The following is a 20,814-nucleotide window of genomic DNA, read 5'->3' on the forward strand; positions in this document are numbered from 1 at the left end:
TCCTGCTTCGAGAAATAAACTTATTCCATGGGACGTCTTACGGATACAAGCCGATGACTCCATTTGAATCCAAAGCCTCATCGGTTGGCGCGGGTTGAGTCTATTCTACTAAGCGGCATTGAGGCTGATGGTTATATCCAGCCTGCATGGACAACGCCTCCGCCATGTGCTGCTGACAAATTAATCGGGAGAAATTCGACCGGTTCGATCGGTTTGAATTTTCGAAGAAGAGCCGCTGGCTCTTCAGCTACGAAGCGGCAATAGCGATAGTTTCGGTGAATAGCCGGATGGTTGGTTTGGCTCTCCAGTCGCTCGGTTGGAGCCGCCAACCGAAGTTGCGGATAAGGTCGGATTATTTTATAATGGTCGTCAAAGGGGAGGCGGTAGCAGTGGCAAATCATTTTGCCGGAATCGGCAACGACTCGTGCAAAGCCTAGTATGGGGGCGATACTTTGCATGGGGCCGGACAATTATCGTTAATATTGTCGCCCGAGTGAGCTGATATCGTTTCTAATTTATGGGCTTTGCACCTTATTTCTTTTCATAAAAAATAAGGGGCTGAGAAGCGATGAACAAACCATTTATTAGAAACCATCAATATAATAGGATCAAGAAGCAGGCCGATCTGCTGTTGCATGCCTGCAACACGGTTTCCGATCCGAAAGTGGTCGAATCGTTAAGATATAGCGCCTTATCCAAAGTTTTAGAGGCGTTCCCGGATGCGTCGGAGCTTATGAAGCAAACGTTGGGGAACATATCGACGTTAAATACGGCGGCAGAGTTCCAGCAATACTTGCGATCGTTGGAACCTTATTTGGCGGAATTCGAGAAAGTGACGGAAAAACAGCTTCAGAAGCTGTTCCCCAAAAACAAAAAACTTAAGGTGCCCGAGCTGGACGCTATCGATTACCGCTATGTCACTTATGTCGGCTGGACCGACATCGCGACGAATAAATTGTTCATCGTCTACCGGTTGAACGGTCAACTCGTCGGCGTCGAAGGGAAATATACCCCCGCGAATAAGAAAGGCATATGCTTTTTGTGCAATCGGCATGAAGAGGTCGCGTTATTTTCGGCAATCACGAAGACGAGACCGGCTAGCGCTTCGCCTGATTACTACAAGGCGATCGGGAACTATATGTGTGTGAACAGCGACGCCTGCAACAAAAACATCATGGAAGTATCCGCATTGGAAAAATTTATTCATGATGTGGTGGGCTAATCGAATTGAATAACGACAGTAGGCTGTCCGACTATTTCGGCAGCCTTCTTTGCGTTCAGCAAGATTAACTTCGTTTCTTATGAAACCCGACGATCCGCTTGTACATCGATTTGTCCCTCAGCTTCAAAAACAACGATTTGGACGGAGAGAAGTTCGCTTCGATGATCCAAACCTTCCCGTTCCGATCTATTCCCGCATCAAGTCCGAGCGTACGAATCCGGTAATATTTTCGAAGCTGCTCGGCCGTTCTTAAAGCAATCCTGTCCATTCGGCTCTGTATGCGGCTGACGGATGCCCCGTGAATGTCGGATTTGCGAATAGCAGCAGATAAAGGAACGACTTCGCCTTTGCTTCGCGCAATATTCGTAATGATATAACCGGCCCCTGCGATCTTCGCCAATTTCCCCGTCAATACCCACCCGGAGCCCTTCTTCCGCTGTACCATCACCCGTGCGTCAAAGGGTCTCCCGTTCACACGCGCCAAAGCGATTTTTCTCTGGGCGATATAAGAGGCCCCTTTGGTCTTGCGACGGATATACGAGTAAGCGGGCGAAAGACCGGATATCGTTTTCTTTTTTGTCCCATGGTGGATCTTGAATCTTTTGCGGCCCTTGGAAGAAACGGAAATGACGCCGACTCCCCCGGAGCCTCCGGAAGGCTTCACGATCACTTTATCATACCGTTTTATGAGAGAACGGAAATGGCGCTTTGTCATGGAGCGAGTTTTCGGAAGCGCTGAAAACAAAACGGGGGATTTTGCCAATAAGCTGTACTTCGTTAATTTATCTCGGTTGTAGCTCATGCCAATTCACTTCCCCCGCGGCATTGAATAATGGATGATCCTCGTACCGGGTTATTCGATTATCCGGATCCACGAAGACGACTCTCGGAGCAAGATGCTTCAGCTCCTCTTCATCGAACAGACCGAGACTCAAAATAATGACCAGATCCCCCGGCTGAAATAAATGGGCGGGCGGACCGTTCAGACATATTTTCCCCGAGCCTTCCTGCGCCGGTATCGCATACGTCTTCCAGCGTGTCGCATTGCGAAGACTGGTCACTTGAACCATTTCGTAGGGGTGGATGTTCGCCGTTTTCATCAAGAGGGAATCGATCGTAATGCTTCCTACGTAATCGAGACTTGCCTCGGTCACGGTCGCCCGATGGATCTTTCCTTTGCACATCAGTCTCTTCATATGCGAATAATCCCTTCTCATTCGACTGGTAAGTTCGTTTAGCGAGTCACTCTAACCCACACTATGTGCAAAAGCGGAGGAACGTTTGGGCAATTGCCGGAATTTCTTGCGATAATTAGGCGGGAAATTCGGCAATCCATCGTGAAGGATGCGGGAGGTTGGGCGTAGCCTCAGCCCGATCCGTGCGAATTGCCGGGAGGCGTTCGTTTTCTGTAATAGGTCGGCGCCACGCCGTGCACCTCTTTAAACATTTTGCTGAAAACATACAGATCCGCATAACCGACAGCCTCCGCGATCTGGGCGGCCGTCATCGTCGTCTCCGCCAACAGCACGCGCGCCCGGTCCATTCTAAGCTTCGTCACATATTGTTTGAGCGATTTGCCGGTATGCCGTTTGAACAGCAAGCTTACATACCGTTTGGACAAATGTACGGCTTCGGCCAACTCGTCGTAATCCGGACGATTTCCGATATTTTGCCTGAGCAGGTCGATCAATCGATGGAGGATCTGTTTATGCTTGTAGGAGGCTCGTTCCTTCGTTCCGACCATTCCGTCGAGCCGATATATGTCCAGCAGCAGCAGCTTGATCGTCCAATCGAATTCGGTGTCCGACCAAAGGGGAGCCGTATCGCCCAGCTCCAGCAGCCGGTTGAGCAGGCTCTCGAAACGGTTCTTGTCGTCGATTTCCACGAGACGCGGCAGAAGCGGGCACGAAGCCCCATCGGCAACCGATAATCGAAAATGGATATAGACGACGCTTAGCCGATCATCCGGATCTTGATCCGCTTGAACACGATCGTCCGGCCGCAAGATGAAGCAACAGCCGGTCTTGATCGGATACGATTCGCCATTAATCCTCATACTCCCGCAGCCGGAAAGGACGTACCATAAATCGTAATCCGGCATGCGATCGACGCGCCAGCCCCAGCCGGGCTCGCAGCGCGCCTTGCCCATTCTACCGCCATTCTCGAAATTCAAGCCGATTAAGGGAAAGCTATGATCGACATTCATCATTATTCCTCCACAAGTGCCGGGATGCGATTCGTATGAAAAACGAGATATGCATTTTCCTACAAATCATTCTAGCATAACTCCATTCAGAAGAAACACGGTTCCCGGTATACTCGGACTATACCGACAAGGAGGTAACGCGCATGAGCAATATGCAGGAAAGCCCGGATAAGATCAATGAAAGATTGTACAGGCATCGTGGTATTCACGAACCGTTGCCGAATCCGTCGCACATCGGCGAAGAAGCCCGCGCCGCATACAAATCATTGGGATTTTTGGCCGTGTCCGATCTGATCACTGGCATTGAAGTCCAACAATCGATCGATTCGATCATGGACATCGTATTCGATCGGGAGACGAAAGCGAAGATCCAGTTCACGAAGTCGCAAGCCGAGCTGCAAACGGATTCCGAGCGCGAGATGACGGTCAGAAAAGTGCACGAGTATGTGAATCACAACGAGCAGCTGCGCCGTATCGCGCACCATCCGCATATTGTGGCTATCGTGGAGAAGCTGCTGGGGGAGAAACCGGTTCTCGTGCAGGACATGGCGCTGCTCAAACCGCCGACCGGCGGCGGGGAGAAGCCGTGGCACCAGGATATGGCATACGGAGCGCTGGCTTATCACAAGGCGGTAATCGGGGTATGGATCGCGCTGGACGAGGCAGGGCTCGATAACGGTTGCATGCATGTCATCCCGCGGTCGCACAGGGAAGGGGCCACGCCTCATTATGCCATACGCGACTGGCAGCTATGCGACACCGGCATCCCCGTGGAGCGGAATATCGCGGTACCTCTTCAACCGGGAGGCGCGTTATTTTTTCATGGACTGCTGTTCCACGGAACGCCGAACAACACGTCGGACAAACGCCGGCGCGCGCTTCAATTCCATTATGCTTGCGAGAGCGCAGCCAAGCTGTCTCCGCAGGAATACAAGCGTATGTTCACCAATGAAATGACAGGCGCCGAATGTTGAACAGCCTGCCTCATAAAGAAGCAAGCCCGGCCGGAAATGCTCCATGCCGGGCTTGCTTCCGATTGTGCAGCCGGGGGAGGGCCGTCAGAACAGTTTGTTCAAGTACGGATTTCCCGTAAGCTCGTCGGCTTGGTACACAAAGATGCCGTCCACGCCGAGCTCGTCGTATGCAGCGACATAGCGTACGATGTCGCTCGGCGAATGCGGCATCAACATGGCGCCAGCGCGCGGATCGCTTGCCAAATAGCGCTTCCAGCCGTCGATGCAGCCGTAGACTTTAACCCCGGTATCGTGCTTTAGCCGCATATAGTGGCCGATTGGCGGCAATGGCTCGCTCGTCAGCAGATTGGAGGGAATAATGCCGTCCACGTCGCCTCGCGCCGCGCAAATTTTTAACGCGCGGTAATAGACCGCCTGATCGGCAGGCACTCTTACTTTTAGCTCCAGCTTGGCGCCGGTGAGCTGTTCTTTCCGTCGCATATAGGCTTTGGTGGCGGAGATCGTTTCGACCAGCGATTCGACCGTCTGGTTTTTGAAATGCCTCATATAATCGAAGACTAACCCGTCGACGTCGTAGTCTTGCACAATTTCTTCTATAATGAGCAGCGCGTACCGAAGAACCTCGGGATCGCCGTAATCGAGGTCGCCATCCTTGACCAAGCGGGGATTGTTCCTGACAAAAGCCTCGGATAAAGGTTTGTTCCACAAATAAGGTCGATTCATGCCGATATTCGCCGTCAAACGAACGTTCCGGCCGCGAATATACGAGGCGGTTTCGCGTAAAATATCACAATTCGCCACCAGCTTCACCGGATCGTCGATCGTCGTTTTGAAATCGGTGACGGCGGCTTCGTTCAATCTTTCCACATGACGGCTGTGATGCAGCGATTTCATGCCGATACGGATCGTCTGGCACGAAATCTCGGTCGGGCGAAGACGAAGAAACTCCTCGAGCATGACTCCGTTCATCGAAGCGCCGTCATGAAAGCCGTGCAAGGAGTACGAATAGGGCTCGTAATACAGGATCAGCTCTCCGGAGCGGGGAACGGCGGCATCTGCTCCGGCTCCGTTCTCAGCCCGGAGGCCGGAATGCACTTCCGATCCTGCCCCGGCAAGAACGGGCGCGTCGACAGGCACCAGCTTCATATAGGATATTCGTCCGAAATCGTAATGGGATACCGCCGTCTCTTGGAGCTGGGCGATTTCGATCCAATCGTTCCGGAGATAGCACCTTGTCCAGAGCAGTTCCTGATCGACCTTGCCGGCATGGTGGCCGGCAGTCAGGTGCGGCGTCATGACCCGGTTGAAGGGGGCATCGCCCGCACGGGCCATAAATCTCAGCCAGCCGCCCGCCGTACCGAAATAAATGTCGTACCATCCTTCGACTTGTACCGGGATTCGGATCGGAGGGAGCTGCTCGTGAAAAGCCATTCCGACATAAGGACCGGTCCGACCTTTGCCGATCTTCCATTTCCCATCCCCCTCGCGAGGACTCTCGACCCCGTCGCTGCCCAAATAGCGAGACCAATCGTTTAAATAAACGACGCCCGTCTGCTCCAGGTTGACGCTTCGTTCCTCCTCGTACTCGCCGTCCTCCGTCATAAAAACGAGTCTCAGTCTAGCGTTTCCCGTGAAGGTGCCGACATTAAGATAACAGTTCCAGTAAATCGCCTCCATGTCCGCGGTCAAACGGACGATCCCCATCGTCACGGCCTGGTTCCAAACGTAATAGCTGCCATCGAGCGCGAAATCGCCGCTCAAGTCGGGGTAAATAGCCGCAGGCCGCCAAGGATCCCCTTCGATCGCATAGCTTGCTTCGCAGCTGATGAGCCTTTCCCGTTCCCGATCGGACAGTCGTATCTCTACAAGCCGATCGCCTCTTACCGTCATAGAATCAATCATGATCGAGCCCCTTTCCCGAAATTACGCAAAAATGAATGAGTTCTGAACAAAACTACATTGCCGCTTCGTATCCTTGCTCGTCAAAACGTAAAGTATTATGGTATGACCATCTTATATATAATCGAAAACGGCCAATCCGTCAATAATTAATATTTTCGCTGAGAAATAGGGAGCGGAGCGCCAAGATGTCCGATCGGCTCATGGCCGATTTCGAGGCGGCTACTACAAGCGTTATCCGATAGGACGGCTCAGAAATCGGTTGTGTCAGGGAAGCCCCGATCACGGGGCGCAACTAGTTTTCAATTCCGGTACAGCGATCGCTTCTCCCGTTCATGTCGTCTGCAATCGGGCGGTCTGCCTTGCACGGAACGCGGTAGGCGTGCAGCCGTTCGTTTTTTTAAACGCTTTGCTGAATTGAAATTCATCGCCGTATCCGCAGGACATCGCCACAATCCGCACAGGCGCATCGGAATACGACAGGCAGCGGATTGCGTGATCGTTGCGTATTTTCTCCAGGTAAGCCTTCGGACTCAGGCCGAGACGGATTTTGAACATTTTGCGCAAGTACGAGGGCGAGACCGAATGCTTTATCGCCAGCTCGTATACTTGCAATGGCGTATGAAATTGTTCTTCCAATATCGTCTTGATCTGTTGGAAGGCGCGTAATGCCGGATCGTCGCTTTGCTCCACGGGGTCTTCGCGGTGGGCGAGCTCCAAAATTTCCAGCAATCGGCTTTTGGACAACAGCGCGCCTCCCTCCCTGGTCGGGACCCAGTTGCGGACCAGCTCCTCGAACAGACGATTGAATTTCATCGCTCGCTCGCCCTCGTAAAGTCTCAAGTACGGCAGCCCCAGACGTTCCAACGGCTCCGTGATCCACGTTCGCTCAGGCTCCGAGTACCGGCTGACGATGCATTCGAACCGGGCGATCATCATGACTAGCGGGTCGTCGTTGCTCGATTGCATGTGCAGCTCTTGTCCGGGCGGCATATATACGAGCATGCCTTTGCCGACAAGATGCGTCTGGTCGGTCCGGAAAATCCCCTCGCCTCCATAGACCCAGTAAAACGTATGGTTGCCCTTCGTCTGACGAATATCCTGCCAGCCTTTGAACGTAATCTTATTGGCCAGCCATAGCAAGTGCACGGTCATGCCATTTAAATAATTGGTCATGCGCCACGATTCCTTTCGTTGTGATAACGGTTTCTTGGTTACTTGTATTATAATACCGAGAAGCGATTTTCACAAAAGATGTGTTGACTCTGACATGTTCAGACCAACGCGGCGCGAGTACACTTGAAGTAGTGGCACAACTTTCATAACCATAAGGCGGGAAGCGATCATGAACATTCTGGCAAAAAGAAACGGAGCCGGGTATGCGCTTACACCATACCGGATCGAATTCAGACCGCAGCGCGATTTGCACAAAAGAGAGGAGCTGAAGGATGTTCTCGATTTGCTGTACGCGCGCAAAGTGAAAGCATGGTGGTACAGCGTGGCGGCAAGAGGATCGATTCCGCTGTTTCGCAGCAAAGCGCTGCCGTTCCGGGAGGATGCCGACACCGAATTGTACCGGTGGCTAGTGGAGGAAGCGCACGACCGGGGCATCGCGATGTTCAGCTGGGAATATTTAAACACCGCGCCGCTTGCGGCCGCACAGCATCCGGAGTGGCGGTTCCGCTATTTCGGAGAGGAGAAGGCCGGCCGATCGACCAGAGACGATCATTTCGTCTGCTACAACTCGCCTTACGGCGAATTGTTGAAGCAATATTGCCTGGAAGTAGTCGGCGAGCTCGGCTTTGACGGCATCTGGTTCGACGGCTGTTATATGCACAGCGATCATAGCGGGCGAATGGCGTGCCGCTGCTCCTACTGCACCGACAAGTACCGGCAGGCTACCGGGCAATCCGTACCGGAGACGGTCGATTACCGGAATGCGGGCTTTCGCCGGTTCGCCGACTGGAGATATGACGATTTCACCGCGTATTGGCGATCTCTTAGCCGGTATATACGGGAACGTAAGGAGAATGCGATCATCGCGCTGAACTATTTCAACCGGATCGGTCATGACGAAAGGAGCGGCTCTCCGCTTAGACGCATGCCGATGGATGCGATGATCGCCTCGGAATCTTGCTCGAAGCCTTACCAGCTGCTGCTGCAGCATCGAACGCTGCGGGCGCTCAACGACAATTACCCGACGGAGGTGTGGGACTATTTCCGCGACGCGGCCCAGCATGCGTCTGACGTACCGGAGCCGGAGCCGGCCAGCATGCTGTTCCATGCGCGCTGCAGCGCGACGGCCGGGGGCTACGCCAGCTTCGGGTTTGAGGCGCCACCGTCGTCGTATGCGGAACTGATGTCGGCATTGTCGGCGGCTTTGGATCCGATAGCCGAATATGTGGGCGGAGAGCCGGAGCGGTGCATTGCGCTCGTGCTGTCAGGGGCGACGAAGGACTACGCCTATGTGAAGGATGATGGGTGCCCGGATGCATGGCAGACGTGGAAAGCGGTGCACGGCATGCACAATCTGCTCAATTCGCTTCATTGGCCGACCGAAATTTTGCTCGACAACATGCTTACACCGGACTTTTTGAACCGGTTCAAAGCAGTAATACTCCCGGATGTGCGCTGTTTGTCCGACGCTTCCGCGGCCCATTTGCAACAGTATGTGGAAAGAGGCGGATTTGTGCTGCTATCCGGCGCTTGCGGCATATTGACGGAGCTGGGCGAGGAGCGGAAGCGCGGTGCGCTGGATGAATGGTTCGGCATAAAAGGGCGAGATACCGCTCCTTCCAGACCGCTGTTGGATATCCGCGACCCGGGGCTGCTCGCTTCGGGCATTCCCTCCAGCTGCATGTTGACCGGGACGGCGATGCTCATGCGGACGGAGGGGGGCGAGGTGCTTGCCGCGGGCCGATACCGGAAGCCGATGCCGCGGCACAGCTGGAGCCCGGACGGAATTGCGGCAAACACGAATCCGCTGCACAGTGGCGACGCTATCGTTAGAAAATCGCATGGAAACGGCGCTGCGGTATGGCTCGCCTCCAATGTGGGAGCGGGGTATGCCGAGCATCCGAGCCTGCGTACGCGCGAAGCCGTCGGAGCCATATTGGGCCGGCATTTGGAGCGGCCGTTCCGCACCGATGCTCCGGCGAATGTCGTCGTTACGAGGTGGGAGCAGGAAGGAAGGACGGTGTTTCATTTGCTGAATATGCCTCAAAGCTTGCTGCATTTGCCGGCGAACGGCAATAGCGCCATATATCCCGAAGATTTTACGCCGACCCGGCCTATTTCCATCCGCCTGACCGAGTCTTGGCAAACGGCGTACTCCCCGTCCGGAGGAACAGTCCGAATTCAGCGGGAGGAGACGGAGACTTGCATCACGCTGGACAGCTTGGAGCAGCACGCCGTCATCGTCTTGAATCGATAGCGCGATATACGACACGGGACGATCCACTTTTTGTACAAATACGTTAAGGGGGATTTTCGAATGGAAATGAACGCTCATCAACAAGCAAAGCTATGGCTTCTGGCCGGTGCGACGGCCGCGCTGCTCCTGCTCGCCGCCTGCTCCGGGAACGGTGACGGGACGGAGGGAAAAGGGAAAATGGGCGTCGAGACCGATCCGCCCAAGCCGAAAACGGTCGACATGCCGCAAACGCTGACGTTGCTGAACGACGACGGAGCCGGCGACGAGCTGATGGTCGAGCTGGTCAACAAAAAATACCCGAACACGAAGCTGCAGGTCATCAAGGTGAAAGACTCGAATCCGGAGGAGCTGGTCGCGTCGGGCAGCTTCCCCGACCTGATGTTTGCATCCGCCACTTGGTTTCAGCGCAGATTCATGCCGCTCGAGGTGCAGTACGATTTGTCCGAGTCCATCAAGCGTCACCAAATCGACTTGAGCAAATACGAGTCGTACATGATCAACGATATTCGGAAAATGGGCAAGGGGAGCATGATCGCGCTGCCGTACTACGCCGATTTTTCAGGCGTCACTTATTACAACAAAGACATTTTCGACTATCTTGCCGTCCCGTATCCGAAGGACGGAATGTACTGGGAGGACTACTACAGCTTGAGCCGACAGCTTACCCGCAAAGCGGACGGCGTGCAATATGTAGGCGTGGACGCTTCGTCGTTTCGCTGGGGCGGCAACGGACTGCTCCCGGTCGACCCGAAGACGGACAAGGCAAGCCTCACCTCCAACGGCTGGCTCGATCTGTTCAAGCTGATGCGACAGTTCTACGATATTCCCGGAGCGGAACGGCCGTCCTCGTGGTCGACCCAAAATTGGCTGGATGCCTTTTTCAAGGAACGCTCGCTTGCCGTGCTGTCGTATCGGAATCAGCTGTCGAACATCGTCGCGGCGGAGAAGGCCGGCAACCCGATAAATTGGGATATGGTTACTTACCCTTACTTCAAAGGAAGCGAAGGCTTCGGCATGAAGAAGAAGGCTTTCGTGCTCGGGATTTCCTCGACGTCGAAGCAGAAGGAGGCGGCCTTCGAGGTGCTGTCATTCCTGGTTTCCGAGGAGGCCCAGACCTATATCAGCAAAAATGCTTATGTTCCCGCGATGACAAGCGCTGCCGCAAGAGGCGTCTTCGGGGAAAGCGTGCCGGCATTGAAGGGGAAAAATACGAAAGCGATTACAACCGTGAAGCCGTTTCCTGACGAAGAAGTTTCGGTTTACGACGATCTCGGACAAACGCAGCTGGCGAAGGTGTACTCGGGTGTGCTGGAAGGATCGAAGGATATCAATACGGTGCTGCGAGAAAACAATGAGCTGCTCGACGAAACGATCCGTAGGGAAAAAAACAAATAGACTTCGCCATATGTGAATGGGCGGGGAAGAGGCGCTTCCGGATGAGGAAGCGCTTACCTTTTTTGGAGCTTCGATCAAGCTCTTGCCATTCCTTGACTACCTCACCCTTTCAGTTAGCGATATCAGGGTACGCATTTCATCAATCATTCTTCCATATTTCGATTTAATATTCTATTTATTCCGCATTGCCAAGCGGCTATAATAGTTTTACGGAACAGGAGGAATCGTTTATGGACAATGCCTTCTTCTCGCGATTTCATCCGCGGGTTATCGGAGTGCTGTGGCGCGACCGCAATTTTTGGCAAATACAGGGCAAGGAGACTCGTTCGGTCATGTACGAAAAGACATTTCTGCGAAATTTCATGGTTGTCACCCATGGGGAGGGGATGGTGAGCATTAACGGAGTCCATCATCCGCTGTCTGTCGGTTCCGTGTTTTATTTTCCGCATCGCAGCAGGTGCCAACTCACCTATACGTCGGAGCAGCCGATGCAGTTTTATTCCGTGCATTACGACTACAAACTGATCGAGTGGGACGGCAGCACCGTCACCTGTCTAGACCCGCAGGAGAGCGGCATGCCTCTGCCTGTTGTGACACAAACGGCCGACGTCGAGAACTTTACCGTTCCTATGAAGCGCCTATACGATGTCTGGCATAAGAAGGACGGGGATTACGAGTGGCAGGCGAGGCTGATGTTCCTGGACATCATCAACGAGGTGCGCAAGCTGTACTCGCAAAGAAACGAAGGCGACCTTGTCCGCCGCGCCATTGCCAAAAGCATGGAATATATTAAAAGCAACTACGCCGAGCCATTGGAAAGAGAGGAGCTGGCGGAAGTGGCAACGCTATCGACAAGCTATTTCTCCGTCATGTTCAAAAAGGTCGCGGGCTGCACGCCGACGCAGTACATTACGAAGATCAGGCTGGACAAAGCGAAGCAGCTCTTGCAGAGCAGCGATCTGACGGTGTCCGAAGTCGCTCGTGAGGTCGGCTATCAAGATCCGCTCTATTTCGCCAGAGTGTTCGCGAACCATGCAGGCATGCCGCCACGGGAGTACAGGAAAGCGTAATTGCAGGTTTAGCCTCAAATGTGTTTTATTGAGAAATTCTCTTTCTTCAAATCGGAACGAAATCCCCCGGCTCTGTTCACCCTCAAATACGCTATCCGAATAATAATCGAGGGCATTTGCCTCTGCTCGTCGAAGTGATTCTATCGTTTCTTGCAGTGAAGCGGAACGTTCGGGGAGCTTCTCGGCAAATTGTCTCAGGAAAGAAGGGTCAGCGTTTCCTTTAAGCTTTTTAGCGTACCGGCTCTTTGATGATCATCCTGCTTGTCGAATAAAAGCTGTTCGATAAATTCCCATATATCTTCCAACTCGCGTCTGCCCTTATAAAATTGCAGGGCATCGGGGTTGATTTCAAAATTTTTATGGGATTTCCGATAAAGGGTTGCGAATTCCTCGTAGTAAGGCTTGTCGACTAAAAACATGAGATCCGCTTCGACAGGTGCCAATCTCAACCCTTCCCAGTCGATCAAAATCAGCTGTCGATCGGATTGCATCAAATTCCAATTGTGAATATCCGTATGGCATAACGCCATTTTTAAATTGCTTTTTTTCAATCGTGCGGACAGCTCTTCGATAGTATGAACCAGATCTTTAAGTTGTTTAAGATGAGGATGTATGGCTTTTTTCAACTCGTCGGGAAGATCTCGATAATCCTTATCCAATAAGTCGCTCAGTTGCAGACAATACGGGACATCATAATTTTCCTCGATGGAATCCGTCTCAAGCGGGAGTTTCTCTCCATATGAATGAAGCTCCGTTATGATATCCGCGAGTTGACAAACTTGGTCCGCTGTTAAATTTTTATCTCCGATTGTTTCTCCGTCAATATATTCGTACAGCAAGTAAATTCCATGTTCGTCTTCACACTTGTATTCGCCATTCTTTGTTGGAAGAGGTACGGGTATTTTATTTGTCAAGCCGCTGTTATGCAGGAGCCAAACCAGGATAGGCACGTACTTATCGATAAGTGCCGTCCATTTCGGAGTGGAAGCCCTGCTTTTTTCATAAACCTTCAGGAAGTAGGCATGATTGCCGTCAAACACTTTATAAGCGAGCGCCGCCCAACCGCCTTGCTGAGGCGAGACGTTTGTCATTACTATATCATAATGATCTTTTAGAACGGTTTTTAAATGGTTCATAAGTTCCCCCAGTAAAAATCTGTAACTAATACGGGAAATTGTATCACACAAAAACGATCCATTCCAGCAACCTCTCTTTTGAATAGCAAGGCTAGAAAAAGTATGGTTTTGTATTATGGAACAATGGTTTACAAACTAGATTAACAAAGGGGCTTCGCCGTTATCCGGAATACATGGAATATGGTCATTCCCATAGACTTAAGGGAAGATTGAGGCGTTCGTCCGCATAATATTTAATCCCATTAAAAGTCGCTGCAATTGCGGCTTTTTTTAATTAATGGGATTAAATATAATCAAATGATTGGCGTCGGCTTTCCGGGCCGCGTATAGAGCAAATAGATGTAGATGACGTCCAGCAGCAGGATCAGCACATAGAGCAGAGTCAGCAGCACGGACTCCGGATACCGGGTATAAAACTCGAGCGAGGCACAAAAAGTACCAATCATCTTCGCATACCCGATGGACACGGATTGCCCGGCATTTCCCCGGGAGAGCAGCATGCCAATGAACAGAATCGACATCATCAAATTAATCCCGAATCCGGTATATTTCCCTTCCGGATCATTAAAATCAACGGTCACCCCAACTTGTACGAGAAAGGCGATTAACAAGGAAAACGCAAGAACCGCGTACTTGAGCTTAGCCGTTGACCCTATCCCGCGGTAATATTTAACGAATTGAATCAGGATTACACAGTCCAAAGCAAGCCATACGGCGGTCGCCGCATTTCGGGGAAAACCGTGGGTGAACACGAACAAGTAAGCGAATTCCCACGTAATGTTGGCGCATAGGGCTGCAAAAGGCATACCGCATGTCCGGTCGCGGAAGCTTCTCCAAATAATCAATAGATAAGTAATCGACCAAAAGAAGAATACGGCGACAAGAAGGAGATTCATTCGAAGAGGGAGGAGGCTTTCCATAAACGCTTGTCACATCCTAGTTCGTCAAATTATTAGACGATATGAAGGACATGGTAAAGTTATGAGTCTCATTCGCTATTGTTTTTCTTTGTTGCAAATGATTGACACTGGATGGAATTGTATTGTATATTCTTTTCAATTAGTAAAAATTACGAATAAAGGAGGTCTGCACATGTTTACACGATGAACCGGATGTGAAGGCTGCCACTTGGAAGCACTAATTGAGAATGAATACCATTATTATTTACCGGAGGTTTGCTATGGCACATCTTATGATGATCGAGAGTTGGGTAGGAGCAAGCGGCAACCTGCTGCCGCCTCTCCTGCAATTGCTGGGACACAAGTATACCTTCGTTACCCGCAAGCCCGAGCATTATCAAAGCGCGCACAGTACGGAGAAGCATCCTGTACTGGGCTATGCCGATTCGGTTCTCGTCACCGAAACGAACGATATTCCCGGCTTGATCGAATTCCTGAAGCCCTATCGTTTCGATGGAGTCATTACGGTCTGCGATTACTACATCGAGGTCGCGAGAGAGGTGGCCAAAGCGTTTAACCTCCCTTGCCCTTTCCCGGCCGAAGTGAAAACAGTGCGGCAAAAACATCTCATGCGCCAAGCGCTGGACCGGGCCGGTCTGTCAAACCCGAACTATCGTCTCGCGAACAGTTGGACTGAAGCGGAAGAAGCTGCTGCCGCCATCGGCTATCCTCTGGTTTTAAAACCGGTAGACCTGGCTTCCAGTGCATTTGTCAGCCTTATTCAAAATGGCAAGGAGTTGCAAGGCGCTTATCAAGCCCTTGAAGCTTTCCCGCTCAATTTTAGAGATCAGCAAAGAGACTGCACTTATCTCCTTGAGGAATATATGAATGGCGAGGAGGTTAGCGTAGAAAGCGTTTCGTATTATGGCGAGACGGCGATATTGGGCATCACGGACAAATCCGTTACAGGGACTCCCTACTTCATCGAAAATGGCCATATGTTCCCGGCAAAGCTGAGCGATGAGACGCGAATAGCGGTGACACAGTTTGTTCGGGACGCGCTGAAAGCCGCAGGCTTCGATCACGGTATCGCCCATACGGAAGTGAAGCTCACGGCCGAAGGCCCTCGGATCGTCGAAATCAATCCAAGAACGGCCGGGAATTATATCGTAGAGCTTATCCAACGCGTCACGGGCATCGATTTACTTCAAGCGTTCGTCGATCTCTCATTAGGCATGGAACCTGTTCTCGCCGCAAAGGACTGCGGTATTGCCAGTGCGGCCGTCATGTTCCTCGTCCCCCCTCGAAGCGGTACCCTTACTCGCACTCAGGGGATTGAATCGCTCGAGTCGGATGAGCATGTTGTCCGCTACAAGATTGAGAATTGTACAGGAAAGTTTATCGAGACTCCGATCGACAATGCCTGCTACTTGGGTCACGTGGTTACGGAGGACGCAGTAGGGTTAAACGCCAGATTGTACGCGGAAAAAGCGCTTGATCGATTGATACTGAGTTTTGATACCTGAAAGGGAGTGTGTGAAACGAATGCAAACGCGTGCCCGGTACTCCGTGACCGATTTGCGAGAAGCCATATTGGAAGGCAAGCTTGGCCCCAGGCCGGATATCTTATCGGTCACGGGATCCTCTTCTATTTACCAAACCACCCAGTTCCCATCCTCCATGATCAAATATCACAATTATTACTTGCTGCTGAGAGTGGAAGCTTATTTCGGAGCGTGCTCTCATACGGCGGATCAACTGGATATGGCGGCTGCAGTCCAATTTTCCGGGCTTTTTCTCGATACGGTGCTGCGAGACGAGAGGCTCCCCGTACAAATTGCGGCAATGGACGCTTATCTTGGAGTCGTTTATCCGCACTCCAACCATTGTACCGAGGTCTTCGAGATTCCCGCGGGAACGCCCATTGAAAAAGCAAAGCAACGCGATGCCCTTATCGCGGATATGGCCGACATTCAAGCATCTCGACAAGTCGCCCTAATTGGCGTGGTCAATCCTCTGGTCGAGGCCATCCAGCAGCGCGGGGGAATTTGTTTGCCTTGCGATCTGCAGCTTCAAGAAACACAGTGGGGAGAAGCTGTCGAACCGGATATGGAGAGAGTTCTGGATCGTGCCGACAGTGTCATTTGCACGGCCATGACGTTGGGCAACGGGACGTTTGACCGCATCCTGGAGCGTGTCGGGGAAAGAAAGGTTCCGCTGATCGTCTATGCGCAAACCGGCAGTGCCATTGCGGCGCAATTTATGGGTAAAGGCGTCACTGCGCTTATTGCGGAGCCCTTCCCGTTCACTCAGTTCAGTGCCGCCGCATCGCAGCTCTATTGCTACACGAGCGGGAAGGAGAAGGGAGACGCATATGAATTATAAAACCGACACGGATAACTTCCTGCATACGAATCCTTCGCTCTATTTGGCATTTAACGGGGAGCATGACCAAAGCATGGCGCATTTCATACATACGCTGTTGATCGAATACAAGGCCGGGAAGAAGGTGCTGGATATCGGATCCGGACCGGGGCGCGAGGTGGCGTATCTGAATCGTGCCGGATACGAAGCTGTAGGTCTGGATAACTCGGAAGAGATGCTTTCCTGGGCCAAAGAACAGTATCCCGGATTGCCGTTCGTTTATGGCGATCAGGCCGACTTTTCACTGGAGCGGCAGTTTGATGCGCTTTATTGCGTAGGAAGTACATTTCTGTACAACTTCACGAATGAAGAGGTGCTCGCAAGCTTGCAATGTTTCCGAAATCATTTGCATGCAGGAGGGCTCCTTTATCTGGACATGCGAAATGCCGCCTTTTTCCTTACCGGGGAAGGACAGCGCTGGCTTACCGAAGAACTGGTCGAGCATAGAAAAGTAAACGATACGGTCGTTTCTCTTCGGACACGTTTCAGTATCGATCCGGCCAATCAAATGCTGGAGCGGGACTATTGCTGGACAGTTGCGGGCTATAAGCCCATCGTCGAGCATTTAAGACATCGGCTGTTGTTCCCTCAAGAGCTTGCGCATTATTTATCTTCAAGCGGCTTCCGCCTCCTGCGGCTTTTTGATCAACCGGCGCCGCATGTGGACGCATACGAGCCGGATCGACCGCTAAACTATAGCCAGGACATGCTGGGAACGCGAATGCAGGTCATTGCGCAAGCGATATAGCAAATCTATGAAATTCATGCATCCGCAGTGTTGCGGAGTGGAGGTTACGATGAAAAAGGTGTTCCTCGCCATGTTACTGGGTGCGGTCATAACGGTAATGGGCTGCGACGGCAAAGAGGCCACAACAAGCAGCGGCACGATTAATACGAAAAATCAACAACTGGTTGTCGCGGGTCAAGAAATTGCGGCAAGCCTGGATCCGGTCAAGCCGCTCACCTCAAGCTATTTAAGAAATATAGGTGCCGCCGAAGCGCTGTTTCAAGTAGACGCAAAGGGTGCGGTCGCGCCTTCGCTCGCGGAAAGTGCTACTGAGATTGATCCGACTACATGGCAGATCAAATTAAGACCCAAAGCGCGCTTCTGGAACGGAAAAGCGGTTGATGCCGATGCGGTGATCGCTTCATTGGAGCGCTCGAGAGCCCTCGATCTGCAAGCGAAGCCTTTCCTGGATGATTTGACCTTTACGAAGTCGGACGACTACACGATACGCGTCAAGACCAAACGCAGCCACCTGCAGGTGCCGCTGAATCTTTCCTACTACCAGACCGTTATTCACAATGCGGAGGCCAAACATGACGCTGCGGATACGATGGATCTTACCGGCATGTATAAAGTAGTCGAGTTTATCCCTAAACAGAAAATGACGCTGGAGATTAACGGAAACTATTGGGGGAAGGCCCCCGTCATCCCCAAAATCGTGTTTGAGGAAATCAGCGACGAGCAGACGAGGGTGTTGTCCGCATTAAGCGGGCGCAGCCATGTGACATTAAATATACCCGCAACAGGCTTGGCCCGATTTGAAGATAGCAAGGCGGCAAGGCTATCGGCTACTCCGGCGGCCAACACGCAAACCATCTATCTCAATCTGAGCAAACCTCAGCTGAACGACGTTAAAGTCAGGCAAGCTCTGTCGTGGGCGCTCGATCGGAACGAGCTGGTCGTTCTTGCCGCGGAAGGGCAAAGTATCCCGGTTACGACCTGGTTAAGCTCCAACCCCGCATATGCGGAAGCGAAAAACGCGGTTTACGCCAAGTCCGACCCGGAAAAAGCCGCTCAGTTGTTGGATGAAGCGGGCTGGAAAAAGGGCTCCGACGGTATCCGATACAAGGATGGCAATCCTTTAACCTTGCGCTTGATGACTTGGGGCGGCGATAAAGCTTTAGGAGAAGCGTTGCAAAACCAATGGACCAAGATCGGTGTGAAAGCGGCCGTACAGCATGGCGATTACAGCTTGATTCAGACGGCTCGCAAATCCGGCGATTGGGACGCCTCGATCGAAGCATGGAATACGTTCGGAGACGAGCTCACCTTATTGACAGGTCAATATGCGCCTGAAGGAAGCGCCAATTTTGGCGGCTACAATGATGAAGAAACGAAGAAGCTGCTCTCCCAATTGGCGGAAGCGTCCAATCCGGCGGCGCGCCACGAGCTGGCTATCAAAATCAATGAAAGAGTCGCGCAGCAAGCGCCCGTCATCAGTTTATTCCCGCGTCCGCAAATTACCGCGGTAAGCAAAACGCTTCATGGATTTGAAGATCACTTCAGACAATTCGAGAATGTAGTGAATGCAAGCTTGTCATTCGATCCGAAATAGGCGGTATCCCTATGTATAAGGTGATTTTGCGGAAGCTGCCGGAAGCTTTCATTACGTTATTTTGTGCGACTCTTCTTATATTTGCGTTGATTCGTTTGGCTCCGGGCGATCCTGTTGAATTGCTTCTGGGCCACTCGACTGAGGTCGCCATGACCGATACGCGGGCCTATGACGAGAAGGTAGCCGAGCTGCGCGCACAATTGGGTCTGGATCGAAGCTGGGTCGTACAGTATGCAACATGGATCGAACGTTTGCTGCATTTCGACTTGGGCGCTTCCATTCATACGGGAAGACAGGTCGGCTCGGAAATAGCGGAACGACTTCCCGCAACGGTCATGCTGTCCGTATCCGCGCTTCTCATTCAAGTCTTGCTGGGACTTTTCTTTGGAGCAGTTTCCGCTCTTAAGGCGGGTAAGTCATATGACAATATCATTCGATTTGCCTGCGTCGCTCTCGCCTCCACACCGGCGTTTGTTATCGGGTTGGTTTTATTATCCTTTTTTGCGGTGACGGCGGGCGTTTACGAAATAAACAGCGAAGCCGGACTGGCGAGGCTGTGGCTTCCCGCCGTCACCTTGGGCCTTATAGGCGCTCCGCAATTGATACGAATCGTGAGGGCGAACATGCTGTCCGAATTTGGCCGAATCTACGTACTTTCAGCCCTTTCGAGAGGGCTGGATCGAAAGCGGGTAGCGGGGCACGCCTTAAGAAATGCTCTGCTTCCCGTCATAACGATGAGCGGGCTATCCTTTACGGCACTGATCAGCGGCGCAGTCGTCGTCGAAAGCATTTTTTCATGGCCCGGCATCGGAAAGTATGCGCTCGACAGCATTTTGCTTAAAGATTATCCGGTCATTCAGGGCTATGCTTTTGTCATGGTTTCGTTAGTGATCCTTATCCATTTATTCGTCGATGTCGCGTATGCTCTCGTAGATCCCCGAATCCATCGCGAAGGAGAAGCAGGAGCCCAACCCTATGCGTAACTCCAAAAATCCGATCAGCCTGTTTGCAGGCATCGTTATTCTTAGTACATTGGCTATTCTCATATTGGGAGCGCCATTTATTACCCCTCATGATCCGGTGAAGCAGCATGCGTCCGAACGGCTGGAGAAACCGAGCGGCAAACACCCTCTGGGTACGGATCGCTTTGGCAGGGATGTTCTCGCCCGAACCCTTTACGGGGGGAAAACCACTTTATTATCGTCCGTCTTCGCTCTTTGCACTGCCCTTTTGATCGGACTATTGGCCGGCTTGGTGGCCGGCCTGTTTCACGGCTCTATCATCGATATCGTCCTGATGCGACTTATAGATGTGCTGATGGCCTTTCCCTTTATGGTGCTGGCGATGGTTATTGCCGCTTTATTCGGCACGAGTCTTGTCCATCTTCTCATCGCCGTCGTGTCGGTATGGTGGGTTTCCTTCGCACGTTTGACCCGCAGCGTCGTTTTGCATGCCAAAAATGAAACGTCCTTCGCTGCAGCGAAAGTGCTCGGTGCGACAAGCGCGGTCATTCTCTTTAAGGAATTGCTTCCAAGAGCGGTCAGTCCGGTACTCGTTTTGGCGACTTTTGAATTGGGCAGCCTGATTCTTTCCATTGCGGCCCTTTCATTCCTGGGATTGGGCTCGCAGCCTCCGGCTCCAGAATGGGGCAGCATGCTGGCGGATGGACGCGATCATTTTTTGCAAGCTCCGCACATTTTGATAGGGCCCGCCTTTTTTATCGTTGTTACTGTGTTGGCTTTTAACCTGATCGGAGAGGGGCTGCGGGATCGGCTGGATCCTTATGAAAAGTCGGAGATATAGCGATGCATGCA

General features: G+C 52.1%; 18 protein-coding genes. 11 read left to right on the top strand and 7 right to left on the bottom strand.

All coding sequences use genetic code 11. The annotated features are described in order from the left end of the window. Positions 1-568 precede the first annotated feature (568 nt). Positions 569-1,222 (top strand): FusB/FusC family EF-G-binding protein, encoded by a 654-nt coding sequence (locus FE784_RS30435; protein ID WP_139606032.1) that lies wholly within the window; start codon positions 569-571, stop codon positions 1,220-1,222. 64 nt (positions 1,223-1,286) lie between these two features. Here FE784_RS30435 and FE784_RS30440 read toward each other — a convergent pair whose 3' ends face one another. The 3 genes from FE784_RS30440 to FE784_RS30450 form a co-directional block, all read right to left on the bottom strand. Continuing rightward, a complete protein-coding gene (locus FE784_RS30440; RefSeq protein WP_139606033.1) occupies positions 1,287-2,024 on the bottom strand; it encodes a YheC/YheD family protein in 738 nt (245 codons plus the stop codon). Then, positions 2,005-2,418: an aspartate 1-decarboxylase gene (gene panD, locus FE784_RS30445; RefSeq protein WP_139606034.1), complete on the bottom strand. Its 414-nt coding sequence runs from the start codon at positions 2,416-2,418 to the stop codon at positions 2,005-2,007. Before panD ends, FE784_RS30440 begins: the two co-directional genes overlap by 20 nt. A gap of 170 nt (positions 2,419-2,588) precedes the next feature. Then, complete coding sequence (locus tag FE784_RS30450) at positions 2,589-3,428, bottom strand: AraC family transcriptional regulator (protein WP_176706640.1); 840 nt, start codon at positions 3,426-3,428, stop codon at positions 2,589-2,591. A gap of 143 nt (positions 3,429-3,571) precedes the next feature. Here FE784_RS30450 and FE784_RS30455 point away from each other — a divergent pair, with 143 nt between their 5' ends. Continuing rightward, positions 3,572-4,402 carry a phytanoyl-CoA dioxygenase family protein gene (locus FE784_RS30455; RefSeq protein ID WP_139606036.1) on the top strand — a complete coding sequence of 277 codons (831 nt, stop codon included), beginning with the start codon at positions 3,572-3,574 and terminating at the stop codon, positions 4,400-4,402. 84 nt (positions 4,403-4,486) lie between these two features. Here FE784_RS30455 and FE784_RS30460 read toward each other — a convergent pair whose 3' ends face one another. Together FE784_RS30460 and FE784_RS30465 are read right to left on the bottom strand one after the other, a co-directional pair. Beyond that, the gene (locus FE784_RS30460) at positions 4,487-6,304 is read right to left on the bottom strand and encodes a hypothetical protein (protein WP_139606037.1); all 1,818 of its coding nucleotides are present in this window, start codon (positions 6,302-6,304) and stop codon (positions 4,487-4,489) included. Positions 6,305-6,634: 330 nt separating this feature from the next. Then, complete coding sequence (locus FE784_RS30465) at positions 6,635-7,477, bottom strand: AraC family transcriptional regulator (RefSeq protein ID WP_139606038.1); 843 nt, start codon at positions 7,475-7,477, stop codon at positions 6,635-6,637. A gap of 169 nt (positions 7,478-7,646) precedes the next feature. On the opposite strand from FE784_RS30465, the gene FE784_RS30470 reads away from it, so the two are divergent. The 3 genes from FE784_RS30470 (at position 7,647) to FE784_RS30480 (ending at position 12,199) form a co-directional block, all read left to right on the top strand. After that, on the top strand, positions 7,647-9,734 hold the full coding sequence (locus FE784_RS30470; RefSeq protein ID WP_139606039.1) for an alpha-amylase family protein: 2,088 nt from the start codon (positions 7,647-7,649) through the stop codon (positions 9,732-9,734). Positions 9,735-9,794: 60 nt separating this feature from the next. Further along, the gene (locus FE784_RS30475) at positions 9,795-11,129 is read left to right on the top strand and encodes an ABC transporter substrate-binding protein (protein WP_139606040.1); all 1,335 of its coding nucleotides are present in this window, start codon (positions 9,795-9,797) and stop codon (positions 11,127-11,129) included. A gap of 230 nt (positions 11,130-11,359) precedes the next feature. Further along, positions 11,360-12,199: a helix-turn-helix domain-containing protein gene (locus FE784_RS30480; protein ID WP_139606041.1), complete on the top strand. Its 840-nt coding sequence runs from the start codon at positions 11,360-11,362 to the stop codon at positions 12,197-12,199. Positions 12,200-12,393: 194 nt separating this feature from the next. Here the strand turns inward: FE784_RS30480 and FE784_RS30485 are convergent, their stop codons facing one another. Further along, a complete protein-coding gene (locus FE784_RS30485; protein ID WP_139606042.1) occupies positions 12,394-13,335 on the bottom strand; it encodes an aminoglycoside phosphotransferase family protein in 942 nt (313 codons plus the stop codon). 293 nt (positions 13,336-13,628) lie between these two features. Beyond that, positions 13,629-14,255 (bottom strand): transmembrane-type terpene cyclase, encoded by a 627-nt coding sequence (locus tag FE784_RS30490; RefSeq protein ID WP_484217486.1) that lies wholly within the window; start codon positions 14,253-14,255, stop codon positions 13,629-13,631. A 227-nt stretch (positions 14,256-14,482) separates the two neighbouring features. Between FE784_RS30490 and FE784_RS30495 the strand changes: the two genes are divergently transcribed. The 6 genes from FE784_RS30495 to FE784_RS30520 all read left to right on the top strand — a co-directional run bounded on the left by FE784_RS30495 (position 14,483) and on the right by FE784_RS30520 (position 20,803). After that, positions 14,483-15,760: an ATP-grasp domain-containing protein gene (locus FE784_RS30495; RefSeq protein WP_246132261.1), complete on the top strand. Its 1,278-nt coding sequence runs from the start codon at positions 14,483-14,485 to the stop codon at positions 15,758-15,760. Between the two features lie 67 nt (positions 15,761-15,827). After that, positions 15,828-16,619 (top strand): Rossmann-like domain-containing protein, encoded by a 792-nt coding sequence (locus FE784_RS30500; RefSeq protein WP_246132262.1) that lies wholly within the window; start codon positions 15,828-15,830, stop codon positions 16,617-16,619. Beyond that, entirely contained in the window at positions 16,609-17,406 is a 798-nt protein-coding gene (locus tag FE784_RS30505) for a class I SAM-dependent methyltransferase (protein ID WP_139606045.1), read from the top strand. Before FE784_RS30500 ends, FE784_RS30505 begins: the two co-directional genes overlap by 11 nt. Before the next feature lie 49 nt (positions 17,407-17,455). After that, the gene (locus tag FE784_RS30510; RefSeq protein ID WP_246132263.1) at positions 17,456-19,000 is read left to right on the top strand and encodes an ABC transporter substrate-binding protein; all 1,545 of its coding nucleotides are present in this window, start codon (positions 17,456-17,458) and stop codon (positions 18,998-19,000) included. Positions 19,001-19,011: 11 nt separating this feature from the next. Next, positions 19,012-19,983, top strand: a complete 972-nt coding sequence (locus FE784_RS30515) for an ABC transporter permease (RefSeq protein WP_139606046.1) — start codon at positions 19,012-19,014, stop codon at positions 19,981-19,983. Continuing rightward, the gene (locus tag FE784_RS30520; protein ID WP_139606047.1) at positions 19,976-20,803 is read left to right on the top strand and encodes an ABC transporter permease; all 828 of its coding nucleotides are present in this window, start codon (positions 19,976-19,978) and stop codon (positions 20,801-20,803) included. The genes FE784_RS30515 and FE784_RS30520 overlap by 8 nt, the downstream gene beginning before the upstream one ends. The last annotated feature ends 11 nt before the right edge of the window (positions 20,804-20,814 follow it).

The organism is Paenibacillus hemerocallicola (assembly GCF_006265175.1).
GTDB lineage: Bacteria > Bacillota > Bacilli > Paenibacillales > NBRC-103111 > Paenibacillus_AB > Paenibacillus_AB hemerocallicola.

What these genes read in the sequence shown, in the direction of transcription:
- FE784_RS30435 (WP_139606032.1), top strand. Translation starts at nt 569, where the DNA reads ATGAACAAACCATTTATTAGAAACCATCAATATAATAGGATCAAGAAG.
- FE784_RS30440 (WP_139606033.1), bottom strand. Translation starts at nt 2,024, where the DNA reads ATGAGCTACAACCGAGATAAATTAACGAAGTACAGCTTATTGGCAAAA.
- panD (WP_139606034.1), bottom strand. Translation starts at nt 2,418, where the DNA reads ATGAAGAGACTGATGTGCAAAGGAAAGATCCATCGGGCGACCGTGACC.
- FE784_RS30450 (WP_176706640.1), bottom strand. Translation starts at nt 3,428, where the DNA reads ATGAATGTCGATCATAGCTTTCCCTTAATCGGCTTGAATTTCGAGAAT.
- FE784_RS30455 (WP_139606036.1), top strand. Translation starts at nt 3,572, where the DNA reads ATGAGCAATATGCAGGAAAGCCCGGATAAGATCAATGAAAGATTGTAC.
- FE784_RS30460 (WP_139606037.1), bottom strand. Translation starts at nt 6,304, where the DNA reads ATGATTGATTCTATGACGGTAAGAGGCGATCGGCTTGTAGAGATACGA.
- FE784_RS30465 (WP_139606038.1), bottom strand. Translation starts at nt 7,477, where the DNA reads ATGACCAATTATTTAAATGGCATGACCGTGCACTTGCTATGGCTGGCC.
- FE784_RS30470 (WP_139606039.1), top strand. Translation starts at nt 7,647, where the DNA reads ATGAACATTCTGGCAAAAAGAAACGGAGCCGGGTATGCGCTTACACCA.
- FE784_RS30475 (WP_139606040.1), top strand. Translation starts at nt 9,795, where the DNA reads ATGGAAATGAACGCTCATCAACAAGCAAAGCTATGGCTTCTGGCCGGT.
- FE784_RS30480 (WP_139606041.1), top strand. Translation starts at nt 11,360, where the DNA reads ATGGACAATGCCTTCTTCTCGCGATTTCATCCGCGGGTTATCGGAGTG.
- FE784_RS30485 (WP_139606042.1), bottom strand. Translation starts at nt 13,335, where the DNA reads ATGAACCATTTAAAAACCGTTCTAAAAGATCATTATGATATAGTAATG.
- FE784_RS30490 (WP_484217486.1), bottom strand. Translation starts at nt 14,255, where the DNA reads ATGGAAAGCCTCCTCCCTCTTCGAATGAATCTCCTTCTTGTCGCCGTA.
- FE784_RS30495 (WP_246132261.1), top strand. Translation starts at nt 14,483, where the DNA reads ATGAATACCATTATTATTTACCGGAGGTTTGCTATGGCACATCTTATG.
- FE784_RS30505 (WP_139606045.1), top strand. Translation starts at nt 16,609, where the DNA reads ATGAATTATAAAACCGACACGGATAACTTCCTGCATACGAATCCTTCG.
- FE784_RS30510 (WP_246132263.1), top strand. Translation starts at nt 17,456, where the DNA reads ATGAAAAAGGTGTTCCTCGCCATGTTACTGGGTGCGGTCATAACGGTA.
- FE784_RS30515 (WP_139606046.1), top strand. Translation starts at nt 19,012, where the DNA reads ATGTATAAGGTGATTTTGCGGAAGCTGCCGGAAGCTTTCATTACGTTA.
- FE784_RS30520 (WP_139606047.1), top strand. Translation starts at nt 19,976, where the DNA reads ATGCGTAACTCCAAAAATCCGATCAGCCTGTTTGCAGGCATCGTTATT.